Source organism: Glaciecola sp. 33A (assembly GCF_002836745.1).
Lineage (GTDB): Bacteria > Pseudomonadota > Gammaproteobacteria > Enterobacterales > Alteromonadaceae > Glaciecola.
This window is the reverse complement of record NZ_PJAR01000044.1, coordinates 313,928-329,114: the sequence shown is the minus strand read 5'-3', so window position 1 is coordinate 329,114 and position 15,187 is coordinate 313,928. Positions and strand designations below refer to the sequence as shown.

Below are 15,187 nucleotides of genomic sequence, written 5' to 3'. Positions count from 1 at the left end.
AACGTCAAGACGTCACTGATTACAAATAAAAGTAATAAATAAATCCGAAACCACAACACAAATTGAGTAAAGATATGTCGCGTAGAACAAAAATACTTGCCACTTTAGGTCCTGCAACTGATACCCAGGAGATGATTGAAGCCATTATAGCAGCAGGTGCAAACGTGGTTAGAATGAACTTTTCGCATGGTAATGCGCAAGACCACATTGAGCGCGCGAATAAAGTACGCATCGCGGCAAAAAAACTGAACAGATATGTGGCTATTCTAGGCGATCTCCAAGGGCCTAAAATACGTGTTTCTCGCTTCATAGATTCAGCCGTTCAATTAGACATTGGACAAACATTTACATTAGATGCCGAACTCGACGTCAATGCAGGCACCAATGAAGCCGTTGGCATCGATTACAAAGCCCTTCCTGATGATGTTAGCGAAGGCGATTTATTGTTATTAGATGATGGTAGAATTCAGCTGTTTGTCAATCGCGTTGAAGGCAGCAAAGTAATTACAACGGTTACGGTTGGCGGCAAACTATCCAATAATAAAGGTATTAACCGCCAAGGCGGTGGATTGACAGCCGAAGCATTAACAGAGAAGGACAAACGTGACATTGTTACTGCAGCCGAAATTGGTGTTGATTATTTAGCCGTCTCTTTTCCTCGCTGCGGCGCTGACCTCGATTATGCACGTGAGCTAGCCCTGAAAGCTGGCTCGAAGGCTAAAATTTGTGCCAAAGTTGAACGCGCAGAAACTGTTGCCAGCGAGGCAGCCATGGACGATATCATTCTGGCGTCTGACGCCGTTATGGTAGCCCGCGGCGACTTAGGTGTAGAAATTGGTGATGCTGAACTTGTCGGTGTACAAAAGAAATTGATTGCACGTTCCAGACAGCTAAATCGGGTTGTCATTACGGCTACACAAATGATGGAATCAATGATTGAAAGCCCAATGCCAACGCGTGCTGAAGTCATGGATGTGGCAAACGCAGTCCTTGACGGCACAGATGCAGTGATGCTTTCAGCCGAAACTGCAGCCGGTAAATATCCGGTTGAAACTGTTAAAGCAATGGCCCGAGTTTGTATAGGTGCGGAACTACACCCAAACGTTCAAATATCTAAACATCGATTAGATGAATTCTTTAAAGATGTGAGTGAAACGACTGCTATGTCAGCAGTGTATGCAGCAAATCACTTACCTACAATTAAAGCGATTGTTGGCCTCACCGAAAGTGGCACAACACCCAAATTAATGTCCAGAATTACCACGTCTTTGCCGATTATTGCAATGTCTAGACACATTGCAACATTAAACATGATGGCGCTTTACCGTGGTGTTATACCGCTATATTTTGATTCAACAAAAAGCCTTCCTGGTGCATTGACCTTTGATGTTATCGAGGCGCTAAAAGAATCAGGCCTGTTGCAAGTTGGTGATCAAGTGATCTTAACTTATGGCGATCGTATGGAAACTGTTGGTGCTACGAATGCATGTAAAATTGTGACTATCGCTTAAAAGAAGTTTGAGTGATACGCATAAATAATCTAAAAAAATACTGTCGAGCAACCTTCGGTCGTATAGTTAAGGGCTACGTTGACACTATTTTAATAAAGAGACTAGCATGTTAAATACCGCAAATAAAAAATATGATGTTGTGATTTTCGGCGCCACTGGCTTTACTGGTAAGCTAGTCGTCGAATACTTTCTTAGTCAATACGCAGGTAATGACCAAATTAGCTGGGCAATGGCTGGCAGGAACTTGGAAAAACTCGCCAAAGTCCGAGACCAATTAAATGCGCCTACCGATACGCCATTAATAGAGGCTAATGGTGAAGACGTGGATAGTATCGCTAAATTAGTCGAACAAACTGCTGTTGTGTTAACCACAGTAGGCCCTTATCAATTATACGGTGAAAACTTGATAAGAGCCTGTGCTGTATCCGGTACTGGTTACGTTGACCTTTGTGGTGAACCAACTTGGATGCACGACATGATTACTAAATATCAAACACAAGCGCAAAGCAGTGGCGCTAAAATTGTATTTTCATGTGGTTTCGATTCTATACCTTTTGACCTTGGCGTATTCCATTTACAGCAGAAAGTAATTGCTGAAACGGGTTTCCCACTTGAATATGTCAAAGGTCGAGTGCGTAAAATGCAAGGCAAATTCTCAGGCGGCACTGCAGCCAGTTTAAAAGCCACTATGAAAGCTGCATTTGCAGACCCAAGTGTTATGGAAGTACTGAAAAATCCATATGCTCTGGCATCAACAACCAATGCTGTCGAGCAACCAAATGGTGAAAAACCGTATTTTGATGAGGCTTTAGGAAGTTGGGTTGCACCATTTATCATGGCTGCAATTAACACTCGTAATGTACATCGTTCAAATATGTTACTCGGCCATCAGTATGGGCATAATTTCAAATATGATGAAATGATGCTTACCGGTCCTGGTGAACGTGGCGAAGCAACAGCAAACGCTGTCGCCAGCGATAAGTCATTGGGCGGCGATGACGGTCCTAAGCCAGGCGAAGGTCCGACCAAGGAAGAACGTGACAATGGTTTTTACGACGTCATGTTTGTCGGTCAAGATATTAACAACAAAACACATATTGTCAGCGTTGCAGGTGAGGTTGATCCTGGTTACGGTTCAACGTCTCGTATGATTGCTGAAAGCGCTTTGTGTTTAGTTGAAAATGTGGACAATATTCAAGGTGGATTTTATACAACTGCTCCAGCGCTGGGTAATGCATTAATAAAACGTTTACAAAATAATGCAGGACTCACTTTCAAGATAGAGGCATAAAGCCTTTCAAAATAGAGGCATAAAACCTCTCGAAAATGTCAACACATGCTTTGTTTCAAGCGAGCTCGCTGGACGTTCCAATGATCTCGCTTGAAGATATACAGAAAGCGTCTACAACTGATTATTCCCAAACATCGAAATACGCACTACTTGCGCGTTTTGGTTTTGGCATGGTTTTCAACTTGCTGCTGCCTACATAAAGAAAACCCAAAATTTCATCATGCTCAAAACACTCAAACGCATCTTTAACAGTTTTGTCTTGGGCATAACTCCCGGATCGCCAAACGCCCTGAAAACCCTGCGCCAATGCTGCCATTTGCATACTGTGAACAGCGCAAGCAGTTGATGCGACCTGTTCAACCCAAGGGACCTTATCGTCTTCTTTGTATTTACAAATAGCCACAATGACCATTGGTGCTCGCAATGGAAGTTGCATAGCTCGGTCGACAATAGCTTGTTCAACGCCAGAATTTATTGCTGCCTGCTCGAATACTTCTCCTAATTTAACGAGTCCTTTTCCTTTACAAACAATAAATTGCCAAGGTGTTAAACAGCGATGGTCTGGCGCACGCAAAGCTGCTTGCATGATGTTCTCCAATACAATTCCTTCTGGTGCTGGCTCGGTCAATCGTGGTTGAGAACTTCGGTTTAGTAATAGATCTAAGGCTTGCACATTCGTCTCCAAAAAAAACGGTATATAAATTATGGTACCTGTCTAGGATTACAACGACAGTCAAAAGTATTTTTATGCAAACAAACGTAGGCATATAGCATACTGTGTTCTATCCTATTGTATTGTACTCTTGTACCTAAAAGAAAGAACAACACGCGATGTTATGATGCAGCAACCCAAAAAATTAAGGCCGTTCCAACGCATTATGCGTAAACATGCAAAGGCGTCGCATATTCAAAAACGTCAAAGCGATCTACTGATGACCTACGCAAACAATGATCACAAACTAGTAGCTCAAATAATTCAAGCCTGGTTAAACGAGCAACAAATTAAACTGTAACAAACAATTACATTTAAATGTTGTCGTTTTTGAAACCAGTTCGATATCATAGTAAATGAACGAAATTAAAAGGTAAATTAATAAAATGTCAGAGAAAAAAAGTTGGACTAAGTCGTTTTTCATCGGTTCATGGAACGTGATTAATTTTACGAGAAAGTTCGTTTTGAACCTTATATTCTTCATCATACTTATTGCCGTTCTTGTAGGAATTAGCAATTCAAGCGGCGAAAAATCAACGGTAGATAAAAGCAGTGCGCTGGTCCTAAATCTCACCGGAAACTTGGTAATTGAGAAACAATATGTCGAACCTGCTGCAAAATTTGCAGCTGAAGCATTTGGTCAAGCTACTGATAATCCCGAAATATTAGTGAGAGATTTGGTCAAGGTCATCAACAATGCCAAAGAAGACAAACGAATCGAGGCCTTGGTCTTGCAATTAGGTGGACTTGGTGGCGGTGGTTTAGACAAAATGCGTTTAGTAGCCGCAGCACTAGTCGACTTTAAAACCTCTGGCAAACCTATTTATGCAATGGGTGATTATTACGGACAGAATCAGTATTACCTCGCCGCTCATGCTGACAATCTTTATCTTAACCCAATGGGTGCGATGATTATTGAGGGTTATGGTCGTTATAGAATGTATTATAAAGAAGGCTTGGAAAAACTGCGCGCCTCAGTAAACGTATTCAAAGTAGGAAAGTTTAAATCTGCTGTAGAACCTTTTTTACGTGACGACATGTCACCTGAAGCTAGACTTGCCAATGAAACTTGGATGAACGAGCTATGGGCCCAGTATAAATCAGATGTTGCGATCGCAAGAAACATGGACATAAGCAATTTTGATGAGAAAATGGAACAATTGCTGCCTAAATTTGAATCAGTCAACGGTGACTTTGCCGAATATGCATTGCAAAATGGTTGGGTTGACGGCTTAAGATCACGTAACGAGTTCCGTGAGGAAATGGTCGCACTGTTAGGTGAAGCTGATAATAAGCAAGGATACAACACTGTTGGTTACCAGAAATATTTAGGATTAATCACACCAAAAATTGCGTTACCTGAATCATCTAAAGATAAAGTAGCTATTGTTATTGCCAAAGGCACTATTTTGGATGGCACTCAAAAGCCAGGTACAATAGGCGGCGACAGCACTGCTGCGTTATTGAGAGCAGCGCGCCTAGACGACAAAGTCAAAGCGGTTGTATTGCAAGTTGACTCAGGCGGCGGCAGTGCTTTTGCTTCTGAAGTTATCCGTAAAGAAATAGATCTCATCAAGGCAGCAGGTAAACCTGTGGTTGCCTCAATGGCCACATACGCAGCATCTGGTGGTTATTGGATATCTGCAAGCGCTGACGAAATTATTGCTGAACCTAGCACCGTAACTGGCTCGATTGGTATTTTCGGCATGATGACAACATTTGAAAGAACCTTAGAATATGTTGGCGTGAGAACCGACGGTGTAGGTACAACCGAACTCGCTGGTATGAGCCCGACACGAGCACTTTCTCCTGGTATAAAGCAGATTATCCAGATGAACATCGAACGTGGCTATGAACGTTTCATCAACCTAGTGGCGACTGAACGTGGAATGACCGCAGATGCGGTTGATAAAATTGCACAAGGTCGTGTTTGGATCGGCACGCAAGCACTAGAGCTTGGTTTAGTAGATAAATTAGGAAACTTACAGGATGCGATTGAATCAGCTGCTGCCTTGGCTGAATTAGAGGATTATGATATTAAGTATATTGTTAAAACATTGTCTGACAAAGAATTGTTCTGGCAAAGTTTCTTAGCAGGGACTGCCTCTATGTTTTCTGGCTTAGATATTGAGCCGAAAACAAGTGCTTTTCAAGAAATATTAGCTAGAGTCGATGCAGACTTGAAACAATTTACACAATTGAATGATCCACTAGCAACTTATGCAATGTGCATTGAATGCCAAGTTGAGTAAAAGTTAGCGCTAAGTAATGGCTGTTAACTTACTTTTTTTGAAAGTAGGTTATTATACATAAATGCAAAAATGGACAGTTTCGACTGTCCATTTTTTTATGCCTACAGTAAACTACAAGAATGAACGATATCGACCTTCTCCACTCAGCAGAGACAGCAATTGAACAAAGCTGTAAACTTGCCAATACGTACTTTTCAACACACTTTTTAATGCCCTCTGTTAGCTTGAATCAGCGAGGTAAAATTGCAGGCAGCGCACATTTACAAAAAAATGTAATCAAGTTAAATAAAAAACTATTCATTCAAAATTTCGAGGACTTTTTATATCAGGTTATTCCCCACGAAGTTGCACATATAATTTGCTATCAAAAATTCGGAAAAGTGAAGCCGCATGGCATAGAATGGCAACGTATTATGCGCTCACTATTCAATTTAGATGCACATGTTACCCACAAATATAATGTTGCCGATGTCGGCATGCAAGAGTTTGCTTATCGGTGCGACTGCAATAAGTTAATAATGTTAAGCACCGTTCGTCATAACAAGGTATCACGCGGCAAGCAACGTTACCGCTGCCAGAAATGCAAGACCGTATTAACTTGTGCTGATTGAATGCGTTATTACAAAGTGTCGATAATTTAAAATAAGTGTTTGGTAAATGCTTTGTCCAACTCAGCATAAGCAGTACGCAACAAGCAAGCCAGTTCATGAAATCGTGGTTGAGACTTTGGTTGCTCTACAGCACACCCTTGTTGTTGCATCTTGAGGTAAATGTCCTGATACCAAACTTTTATAGCCGGCGGCAGTACTTTTTGCGAGCGAAACCCAAGCCAAATGAGGCCTTGAATTGGTAAACTTAGAAAGAATAAACCCAACGTAAGTGCTTGGGGCAATTGCGAGGACCCCATAAAATGATATTGCACTGCAACCGTCAATACGGCCAGCGCTGGCATCACTTTAAAACCAAATTTGGTCGCGGCAATAATTCTGCATTCAGGAAAAAGGCCATATAGTTGCTTCTCCATTGGCCAAGCTTCCATGTAGCTTTGACCTTGCTGGATTACATTTGGTAGTTGATTAGTCATATACGTTCACCGTTTCAAAACTAAACCCGAATTGGGTTAATATTAGCACAAAAAAGGAACAATATTTCTTCATTATTCCAAAACAATTGCAGATATAGTGATTAAGCATAGAGCCTTCCCCAAAGTAGTTTATACTTCTGCTCGCACAAGCAAAGATCAACATTGAATTGAAAATAACCATCCCAATATTGTTCTTACACTATCACGCAGTTTTTGGAGATTTACATGGCAAAAACCAGACACGTACCCTTGCTTATATTAGGGTCTGGACCAGCAGGCTATTCAGCCGCTGTGTACGCAGCAAGAGCAAACTTAACACCCGTTTTGTTAACGGGAATTGAACAGGGCGGTCAATTAACCACCACAACTGACGTGGAAAACTGGCCAGGTGATCCTGAAGGCTTAACGGGGCCTGATCTAATGGTTCGTATGCAAAAGCATGCGGAAAAGTTCGATACTGAGATTATCGTTGATCATATTCACACAACAGATTTAAGCAAACGACCATTCACACTAACGGGCGATCAAAGCGTTTACACTTGCGATGCACTTATTATTTCAACTGGCGCATCGGCCAAGTATCTTGGTTTACCATCTGAAACAGAATTCATGGGTAAAGGCGTTTCAGCCTGCGCAACCTGCGATGGTTTCTTTTATAAAAATCAAAAAGTAGCCGTTGTTGGCGGCGGAAACACCGCTGTAGAAGAAGCACTCTACTTATCTAATATCGCTTCAGAAGTTCATTTAGTTCACCGTCGAGAAAGCTTTCGTAGTGAAAAGATACTTGTAGATCGCTTAATGGAAAAAGCAAAGAACGGCAACGTTATATTGCATTTAAACAAAGAACTGGATGAAATACTTGGTGATAATATGGGCGTTACCGGCATCAACATTAAAGATACGCAAAGCAGTGATATCTCTAAAATTGATGTTATGGGGGTGTTCATCGCTATCGGTCATTCACCTAATACCAGCATCTTTGACGGTCAATTAGAAATGAGCAATGGCTACATCAAAGTAAAAAGTGGTTTAGAAGGTAATGCGACGCAAACCAGCGTTGAAGGTGTCTTTGCTGCGGGTGACGTCAGCGATCATGTCTATAGGCAAGCAATTACATCAGCTGGAACGGGCTGTATGGCAGCGCTAGATGCTGAAAAGTTCTTGGATGCCCAGTAACCCTTTGCTCACATTCAATCATGCGGTAGTCCCTCTCAGGACGCCGCATGATTGAACTATTTAAACTCGACCACACAAATCATTTCCCCGCTGTCGATTTTGCGCTAGGTGAGCCTAATGGCTTATTAGCGTTTGGTGGTGATTTGTCAATTAGCAGACTAATAAGTGCTTATCGCTTAGGCATATTCCCATGGTTTGGCGATGAAGATCCTTATCTGTGGTGGTCACCCGATCCTCGATGCATATTAGAGTTAGATAAATTTCATGCCTCGAAGAGCTTGCGTAAATCACTCAGAAAAGGCGAATACCAAGTCACACTAAACACGAATTTTTTAGGTGTTATTAATCAATGTTCACAAATACCAAGAAAAGCGGCTGGATTGAGACAAAGCGACCAAACAAGCACACAAACTTGGATAACTGACGAAATGGTTCAGGCTTATATCAAATTGCATGAAGCAGGATATGCGCATTCAATTGAAGTTTGGTATGAAGAAGATATGGTTGGCGGGCTATATGGTGTTTCTGTGGGTGGCGTTTTTTGTGGCGAGTCTATGTTTCACTCTAGACCAGACGCATCGAAAGTCGGTTTATATGCGCTGGTTCAGCACATGAAAAATAGTAATATGGGGTTTATAGACTGCCAAATGGAAACACCTCATTTAGCCACTCTAGGCTGTGAAACAGTTTCTCGAGATTCATTTCTTAAACGTTTAGAACAGTATAAAGGTCGCAAAATAAGTCCTGAAATTTGGCGTTCTCAATCATTAGGAAAATTGATTTGAAATTTGGTATTACACAACAATTTGACTGTAACTATCTGCCAGACAGGAAAGAACAGTTGCTTGTGTGTGTTGAACCCCCTGCTGTTCTGCAACATGTTTTCTCAGACTTAACAGAGTCTGGTTTTAGGCGCTCAGGCGAACAAATATACCGACCACACTGTTTACATTGCAACCAATGCCAATCAATCAAAATATTAGCTAGAGCATTCACCATAAGCAAAAGCCAAAAACGCGTTTTATCTAAAAACAAAGATTTGCGGATAAATATTAGTCAGCAAAATAAGCCTGAATATTACTTATTATACGAAAGGTACATCAATAATGTGCACTTTGATGGCGCTATGTTCCCCGCCTCACAGGACCAATACGATGGCTTTGTTAATTGTGAATGGCAACGGCCTATCTTTATTGAAGCCTTTTTGAATGACGAACTTATCGGGGTTGCCGTCACCGATAAACTCAAGTATGGGTATTCAGCGCTATATACATTTTTTAAGCCCAGTATGAGCAAACGTTCGCTTGGTATCTTTTTTATACTACAGCAAATCCAATTAACTGCAGATGAGCAGCTTCCCTACCTTTATTTGGGTTACCAAGTTGATGCATGTAAAAAAATGAATTACAAACAGAACTTTTACCCGCATGAACGTTTCTTTGACAATAAGTGGCATTTATCTGTAAAAAACACATGAATCCCTTTACATACCAGTGCATTTGAGTTACTTTCTGCGCGGCAAAATATTGACTAACAGATTGAGGTTGTTGCTTTAGATGGCAAAAGAAGATTGTATTGAAATGGAAGGTACGGTGTTAGATACACTACCAAACACCATGTTCCGAGTTGAATTGGAAAATGGTCACGTAGTGACTGCGCATATTTCAGGTAAAATGCGTAAAAACTACATTCGTATATTAACTGGTGACAAGGTTACCGTTGAGATGACTCCATACGACCTTAGTAAAGGCCGTATCATCTATAGAGCGCGTTAATAGTCAAAACTGAGGCCTTGAGTCATCAGGACTACTGCTTTTAATTAAAACGCGTTGACTCAAATGATGCTGGCTTGCAATGACGGTAGTCATTAATTAAACAAGCGTAAAAGTTTCAAAAAAAAACCGCCTTCTGGCGGTTTTTTATTTTGTCTGATTAATGACGACAATGAGAGGTAATCATTAAGCCTCAGATTTAGCTTTGGTTATAGGAGCGTATGCAAAAGTCAACTCGTCTTTTTTCAGACCAACTTTTACTTCACCACCGTTGCTTAGTTTCCCAAACAATAACTCGGAGGCAAGTTCCTTTTTAAGTTTCTCTTGAATAATCCTAGCCATCGGTCTTGCACCCATTGTCTTGTCATAGCCTTTCTTTGCCAACCAGTCACGCGCTTTGTCCGACACTTCTAATGACACGCCTTTCTGGTCCAGTTGAGCTTGCAATGCAATAATGAACTTGTCCACGACCTGCAGAATGACTTGCTCGTCCAAATGATTAAACCAAACGATCCCGTCGAGTCGGTTCCTAAATTCAGGTGCGAATGTCTTATTTATCTCAGACATAGCGTCATGACTATGGTCTTGTTCTTTAAAGCCAATAGATTTACGCATTGTTTGTTGTACGCCGGCATTAGTCGTCATTACCAGTACAACATTTCTGAAATCCACCTTACGACCGTTATTGTCAGTGAGTGTACCGTGGTCCATCACTTGCAATAGTATGTTGTAAATGTCTGAGTGGGCTTTTTCCATTTCATCTAATAAAACAACGCAGTATGGGTTTTTAATAACCGCATCAGTTAATAATCCGCCTTGATCGTAACCAACATAACCCGGTGGTGCACCGATTAAACGTGAAACTGCATGACGCTCCATATATTCAGACATATCGAAACGCGCTAATTCCACACCCATCACCTTTGCAAGTTGTTGGGTGACTTCGGTTTTACCTACTCCAGTTGGACCTGCAAATAGGAAGCTACCAATCGGCTTAGTCTCATCTCCTAGACCAGAACGAGATAACTGAATTGCGTCTGATAGTATATCAATCGCTTTATCTTGGCCAAACACCACCATTTTAAGATTACGTCCAAGGTTCTTCAGTACTTCCTTGTCAGAGCTTGACACGGACTTCTCTGGAATACGTGCAATTTTGGCAATAATTTGTTCAATATCGCTAACATTGATGGTTTTCTTACGCTTTGAAGCTGGCAATAGGCGCTGACTTGCTCCGGCTTCGTCCATCACGTCTATTGCTTTATCCGGCAAATGACGTTCATTAATGTATTTAGCTGAAAGCTCCGCAGCGGCAGCTAACGCTTTTTGCGTAAAGCGCACACTGTGGTGCTCCTCATAACGAGATTTCAAGCCCATTAATATTTTCGTAGTATCACTAACACTAGGCTCAACTACATCCACTTTCTGGAAGCGTCGAGCAAGTGCACGGTCTTTTTCAAAAATACTTTGAAACTCTTGGTACGTTGTTGCACCAATACAGCGTAACTCACCACTACTTAGTTTTGGCTTCAACAGATTAGACGCATCCATGACGCCACCAGACGCAGCACCAGCGCCAATAATAGTATGAATTTCATCGATAAAGAGAATGGCATCAGGATCGTTGCTGAGTTCTTTTAAAATACCTTTCAATCGTTTTTCAAAGTCACCCCGATACTTTGTACCTGCCAACAGGGCACCTAGGTCAAGCGAGTAAACCGTGGATGAGGCAATGACATCCGGCACACTTTCTTGCACAATTCTGTACGCTAAACCTTCAGCAATTGCGGTTTTACCAACACCAGCTTCGCCAACTAATAGCGGATTATTCTTACGACGGCGACATAAAATTTGAATACTTCTTTCTAATTCTTGATCACGGCCAATTAGCGGATCAATCTTACCTTCTTTAGCGGCAACATTTAGGTTACTCGTATATTTAGAAAGCATTGACTGGTTTTCTTCATTCTCAGCACCTTCTTCCTGTACTTCTTCTCGCGTACCTGATTCTTCGTCGACTTTACTAACACCATGTGAAATGTAATTGACGACATCTAAACGAGTAACGTCAGCCTTTTTCAGAATATAAACGGCCTGTGATTCTTGCTCACTAAAAATAGCGACGAGCACGTTTGCCCCGTTTACTTCACCTTTTCCAGAAGATTGCACATGGAATACTGCGCGTTGTAATACACGCTGGAATCCTAGCGTAGGCTGCGTTTCACGCTCGCTGCTTTGTTGTTCAGACATCAAAGGTGTGGTTTCATTGACGAAATCGGTGAGTTCTGTGCGCAACGCTTCGATACTTGCACCACACGCTTTTAATGCCTCTTTAGCGGCAGAATTGTCGAGCAACATAAGTAACAAATGCTCTACAGTCATAAATTCATGACGATGCTGACGCGCGAAAACAAAGGCTTCATTTAATGTCTGTTCTAAATCTTTATTTAACATTTCTTCCCCTTACTATTGCGCCGGTTCCATTGTACACATCAATGGATGTTGGTATTTTCGTGAATGTTGATTCACTTGCATCACTTTGGTCTCTGCAATCTCTGCAGTAAATATGCCACAAACAGCCCTACCTTGAGTATGTACGGTAAGCATTAACTGATTCGCTTTTTCAGGATTTACATTGAAATAGGTTACAAGTACCTCTATCACAAACTCCATAGGCGTATAGTCGTCGTTGTTGAGCATCACCTTGTACATCGGCGGCGGCTCAACTTTTTTCTTAACGGTGTCAATTTGCTTTTCGCCGTCAGTGAGAATTATATTTTGTTTAGTCATAGTTACTATAATAGTGTCAAAGATAAGAACAAGACCAGTTTTTTTAATAAATTGTCATAATACTTAATTTGTACTTGACAATTACTGGTCAAAAAACATACATTTTTAGTCTGTGATGCTTTTTTGGTGAGCACCACTTCATGGTCTCTTTTATTGTGGGGACAAATTTGCTCTAATTCAAGGATCAAGAAAAGGAAATAGCATGGCATTAGGCAAAGTTAAATGGTTTAACAATGCTAAGGGGTTCGGTTTCATTGTACCCGAAGATGGCGGCGAAGATATATTTGCGCATTATTCGACGATCAAAATGGATGGATATCGTTCTCTCAAAGCTGGCCAAGACGTGACTTATGAAGTCCAACAAGGTCCAAAAGGTTTACATGCGGAAAACATTGGCTTAAATGATGAAGAGCCGGAAAGATAGCCGAAAATCGTTTATAAGCATTTAAACAGATACAAAAAGCGGGAGTTAGTCCTGCTTTTTTGTGTCTGAATATTACGCTTGAATATCAATTTGTAGTCACAAAACATGTCAAGATAGTATCAATTGCGCCACGCTTGATTCGTAAAATGAGGGCTCAACAGGCTTCAAATTCAGGTAAACGTAAAAAGATTCTTACGCTAAACACGACTTCGTGGCATAATTATTGACATTAAATACTGAGAATAAAGTTCAGGCAGTCAATTTTCGTGAAAAATTCAACGTCAACGTATTTTAGTCAACGACGAAAAAAACAAGAAAATAAGCCCTCAGAGCCTAAAAAAACCGTGCTTTTTAATAAGCCCTACATGGTGCTCACTCAATTTACTGACCAACAGGGGCGTAAAACGCTCAAAGACTTTATTCCTATCTTAAACGTGTATGCTGCCGGTCGTCTCGATCGTGACAGTGAGGGCCTGTTGATATTGACCAATGACGGTAAACTAGCAAATAAAATTTCATCACCAAAAAATAAAACAAGTAAAACCTATTGGGTACAAGTAGAAGGACAACCTTGCGCATCCGATTTAGACAAGCTGCGTAACGGTATTACTTTAAACGATGGTCCAACTGTTGGCGCTAAAGTCGAACAAATCCTTGCTCCTGACTTATGGGAAAGAACGCCTCCAGTGAGGTTTAGAGCAAACATTCCTACCACATGGTTGTCCATCACTATTACAGAAGGACGAAATAGGCAGGTTCGTCGTATGACAGCACATATCGGATTTCCTACGCTGCGACTCATTCGATACAGCATCGGCAGTTGGACATTAGACAACATAGCCAGTGGTGAGTATGTTGAGTTGAGTTCAACTAAAAGCGAACTAAATTAGTCAACTTTACGCTATGAGAAACTATAAACCCTGGTTAAAAATTGCTATTATATGTGCCCTAAATCGCTTGCCATTCGTATTAACATAAAAGGTAATAGCTCGTTGACTGACAATAATATGCTTAGTTCATCTAAACCAAACTCTGAAATAAAGGTCATCGTCGGCATGTCCGGCGGTGTTGATTCTTCAGTTTCAGCTTATCTTCTGCAACAAGAAGGTTACCAAGTTGAAGGTTTGTTTATGAAAAACTGGGAAGAAGACGACAATGACGAATATTGTGCGGCTGCCGAGGATCTAGATGATGCACAAGCAGTTGCCGACAAGCTTGGTATTTATCTTCATCAAATCAATTTTGCTGCTGAATACTGGGATAATGTATTTGAATATTTTCTTGAAGAATACAAAGCAGGTAGAACACCTAATCCAGATATTATGTGCAACAAAGAAATCAAGTTTAAGGCTTTTTTAGAATTTGCGGCAGAAGACTTAGGTGCCGACTACATTGCGACAGGTCACTATGTACAACGCCAGTTTGAAGATGGTAAATGGAAGATGGTTCGTGGTCATGATAGCAACAAAGACCAAAGTTATTTTTTATATACCCTCGGTCATGAGCATATCGCTAAAACACTCTTCCCTGTTGGCGCTATCGCCAAACCAAAAGTGCGTGAGATTGCCCTGCAACAAGGGCTTGTAACACACAACAAAAAAGACAGTACCGGTATTTGCTTTATCGGTGAACGTAAATTCAAAGATTTTCTCGGCCAATATTTACCTGCTAGCCCAGGCATTATAGAAACCACTGAAGGTGAAGATATTGGCCATCATGATGGGCTTATGTACCACACACTAGGACAACGCAAAGGATTACTTATTGGTGGCAAAAAAGAACACGGCGAAGCGCCTTGGTACGTTGTCGATAAAGACGTATTGCGCAATGTCTTAATTGTTGGCCAAGGTGCCAACCACCCTCGTCTTTATTCTGATGGTTTGATTGCAAATCAGCTGCATTGGGTTGACAGAAAAGGGCCGCTCGAAACAATCAAAATGATGGTAAAAACTCGTTATCGTCAAGCAGATATACCCTGTACCGTTACACCTGATGACAATGGCAACGTAAAAGTGATTTTTGATGAGCCTCAAAAAGCGGTCACACCAGGTCAGTCAGCTGTTTTTTATATTGAAGACACCTGCCTAGGTGGTGGTGTGATAGAAGGATACTTGGTTAACAACGAAGTTAAAACATTTCCAGCAAATATTGCTAAAGCATGAGGGTAAGAAATAA

15 protein-coding genes are annotated in these 15,187 nt (G+C 41.2%); 11 read left to right on the top strand and 4 right to left on the bottom strand.

The genetic code is table 11. The features are described 5' to 3' along the window. The first annotated feature begins 74 nt into the window (after positions 1-74). Positions 75-1,511, top strand: a complete 1,437-nt coding sequence (pyk, locus tag CXF81_RS17540) for a pyruvate kinase (RefSeq protein ID WP_101182658.1) — start codon at positions 75-77, stop codon at positions 1,509-1,511. A 106-nt stretch (positions 1,512-1,617) separates the two neighbouring features. Beyond that, positions 1,618-2,802 (top strand): trans-acting enoyl reductase family protein, encoded by a 1,185-nt coding sequence (locus CXF81_RS17535; protein ID WP_101182656.1) that lies wholly within the window; start codon positions 1,618-1,620, stop codon positions 2,800-2,802. Between the two features lie 121 nt (positions 2,803-2,923). Here the strand turns inward: CXF81_RS17535 and CXF81_RS17530 are convergent, their stop codons facing one another. After that, the gene (locus tag CXF81_RS17530; RefSeq protein WP_101182654.1) at positions 2,924-3,475 is read right to left on the bottom strand and encodes an NAD(P)H nitroreductase; all 552 of its coding nucleotides are present in this window, start codon (positions 3,473-3,475) and stop codon (positions 2,924-2,926) included. 425 nt (positions 3,476-3,900) lie between these two features. On the opposite strand from CXF81_RS17530, the gene sppA reads away from it, so the two are divergent. Together sppA and CXF81_RS17520 are read left to right on the top strand one after the other, a co-directional pair. Beyond that, entirely contained in the window at positions 3,901-5,766 is a 1,866-nt protein-coding gene (gene sppA, locus CXF81_RS17525; protein ID WP_101182652.1) for a signal peptide peptidase SppA, read from the top strand. Between the two features lie 119 nt (positions 5,767-5,885). Beyond that, positions 5,886-6,377 (top strand): SprT family zinc-dependent metalloprotease, encoded by a 492-nt coding sequence (locus CXF81_RS17520; RefSeq protein WP_101182650.1) that lies wholly within the window; start codon positions 5,886-5,888, stop codon positions 6,375-6,377. A gap of 26 nt (positions 6,378-6,403) precedes the next feature. Here the strand turns inward: CXF81_RS17520 and yfbV are convergent, their stop codons facing one another. Next, positions 6,404-6,850: a terminus macrodomain insulation protein YfbV gene (gene yfbV, locus CXF81_RS17515; RefSeq protein WP_101182648.1), complete on the bottom strand. Its 447-nt coding sequence runs from the start codon at positions 6,848-6,850 to the stop codon at positions 6,404-6,406. A 225-nt stretch (positions 6,851-7,075) separates the two neighbouring features. Here yfbV and trxB point away from each other — a divergent pair, with 225 nt between their 5' ends. The 4 genes from trxB to infA all read left to right on the top strand — a co-directional run bounded on the left by trxB (position 7,076) and on the right by infA (position 9,801). Then, the gene (gene trxB / locus CXF81_RS17510) at positions 7,076-8,026 is read left to right on the top strand and encodes a thioredoxin-disulfide reductase (RefSeq protein ID WP_101182646.1); all 951 of its coding nucleotides are present in this window, start codon (positions 7,076-7,078) and stop codon (positions 8,024-8,026) included. A gap of 47 nt (positions 8,027-8,073) precedes the next feature. Further along, positions 8,074-8,811: a leucyl/phenylalanyl-tRNA--protein transferase gene (gene aat / locus CXF81_RS17505; RefSeq protein ID WP_101182644.1), complete on the top strand. Its 738-nt coding sequence runs from the start codon at positions 8,074-8,076 to the stop codon at positions 8,809-8,811. After that, positions 8,808-9,503 (top strand): arginyltransferase, encoded by a 696-nt coding sequence (locus tag CXF81_RS17500; RefSeq protein WP_101182643.1) that lies wholly within the window; start codon positions 8,808-8,810, stop codon positions 9,501-9,503. The genes aat and CXF81_RS17500 overlap by 4 nt, the downstream gene beginning before the upstream one ends. Positions 9,504-9,582: 79 nt before the next feature. Next, on the top strand, positions 9,583-9,801 hold the full coding sequence (infA, locus tag CXF81_RS17495) for a translation initiation factor IF-1 (protein WP_006010397.1): 219 nt from the start codon (positions 9,583-9,585) through the stop codon (positions 9,799-9,801). A gap of 183 nt (positions 9,802-9,984) precedes the next feature. Here infA and clpA read toward each other — a convergent pair whose 3' ends face one another. Both clpA and clpS read right to left on the bottom strand, forming a co-directional pair. Then, entirely contained in the window at positions 9,985-12,252 is a 2,268-nt protein-coding gene (gene clpA, locus CXF81_RS17490) for an ATP-dependent Clp protease ATP-binding subunit ClpA (RefSeq protein ID WP_101182641.1), read from the bottom strand. Positions 12,253-12,264: 12 nt separating this feature from the next. Then, on the bottom strand, positions 12,265-12,588 hold the full coding sequence (clpS, locus tag CXF81_RS17485) for an ATP-dependent Clp protease adapter ClpS (RefSeq protein WP_101182639.1): 324 nt from the start codon (positions 12,586-12,588) through the stop codon (positions 12,265-12,267). A 202-nt stretch (positions 12,589-12,790) separates the two neighbouring features. Between clpS and cspD the strand changes: the two genes are divergently transcribed. The 3 genes from cspD (at position 12,791) to mnmA (ending at position 15,174) form a co-directional block, all read left to right on the top strand. Further along, positions 12,791-13,012, top strand: a complete 222-nt coding sequence (gene cspD, locus CXF81_RS17480) for a cold shock domain-containing protein CspD (RefSeq protein ID WP_101182637.1) — start codon at positions 12,791-12,793, stop codon at positions 13,010-13,012. Between the two features lie 266 nt (positions 13,013-13,278). Next, positions 13,279-13,902: a pseudouridine synthase gene (locus tag CXF81_RS17475; protein WP_198556424.1), complete on the top strand. Its 624-nt coding sequence runs from the start codon at positions 13,279-13,281 to the stop codon at positions 13,900-13,902. Positions 13,903-14,019: 117 nt separating this feature from the next. Beyond that, positions 14,020-15,174 (top strand): tRNA 2-thiouridine(34) synthase MnmA, encoded by a 1,155-nt coding sequence (mnmA, locus tag CXF81_RS17470; protein ID WP_101183109.1) that lies wholly within the window; start codon positions 14,020-14,022, stop codon positions 15,172-15,174. The last annotated feature ends 13 nt before the right edge of the window (positions 15,175-15,187 follow it).

Coding starts and splice junctions, on each gene's coding strand:
- pyk (WP_101182658.1), top strand. CDS start 75: ATGTCGCGTAGAACAAAAATACTTGCCACTTTAGGTCCTGCAACTGAT.
- CXF81_RS17535 (WP_101182656.1), top strand. CDS start 1,618: ATGTTAAATACCGCAAATAAAAAATATGATGTTGTGATTTTCGGCGCC.
- sppA (WP_101182652.1), top strand. CDS start 3,901: ATGTCAGAGAAAAAAAGTTGGACTAAGTCGTTTTTCATCGGTTCATGG.
- CXF81_RS17520 (WP_101182650.1), top strand. CDS start 5,886: ATGAACGATATCGACCTTCTCCACTCAGCAGAGACAGCAATTGAACAA.
- yfbV (WP_101182648.1), bottom strand. CDS start 6,850: ATGACTAATCAACTACCAAATGTAATCCAGCAAGGTCAAAGCTACATG.
- trxB (WP_101182646.1), top strand. CDS start 7,076: ATGGCAAAAACCAGACACGTACCCTTGCTTATATTAGGGTCTGGACCA.
- aat (WP_101182644.1), top strand. CDS start 8,074: ATGATTGAACTATTTAAACTCGACCACACAAATCATTTCCCCGCTGTC.
- infA (WP_006010397.1), top strand. CDS start 9,583: ATGGCAAAAGAAGATTGTATTGAAATGGAAGGTACGGTGTTAGATACA.
- clpA (WP_101182641.1), bottom strand. CDS start 12,252: ATGTTAAATAAAGATTTAGAACAGACATTAAATGAAGCCTTTGTTTTC.
- clpS (WP_101182639.1), bottom strand. CDS start 12,588: ATGACTAAACAAAATATAATTCTCACTGACGGCGAAAAGCAAATTGAC.
- cspD (WP_101182637.1), top strand. CDS start 12,791: ATGGCATTAGGCAAAGTTAAATGGTTTAACAATGCTAAGGGGTTCGGT.
- mnmA (WP_101183109.1), top strand. CDS start 14,020: ATGCTTAGTTCATCTAAACCAAACTCTGAAATAAAGGTCATCGTCGGC.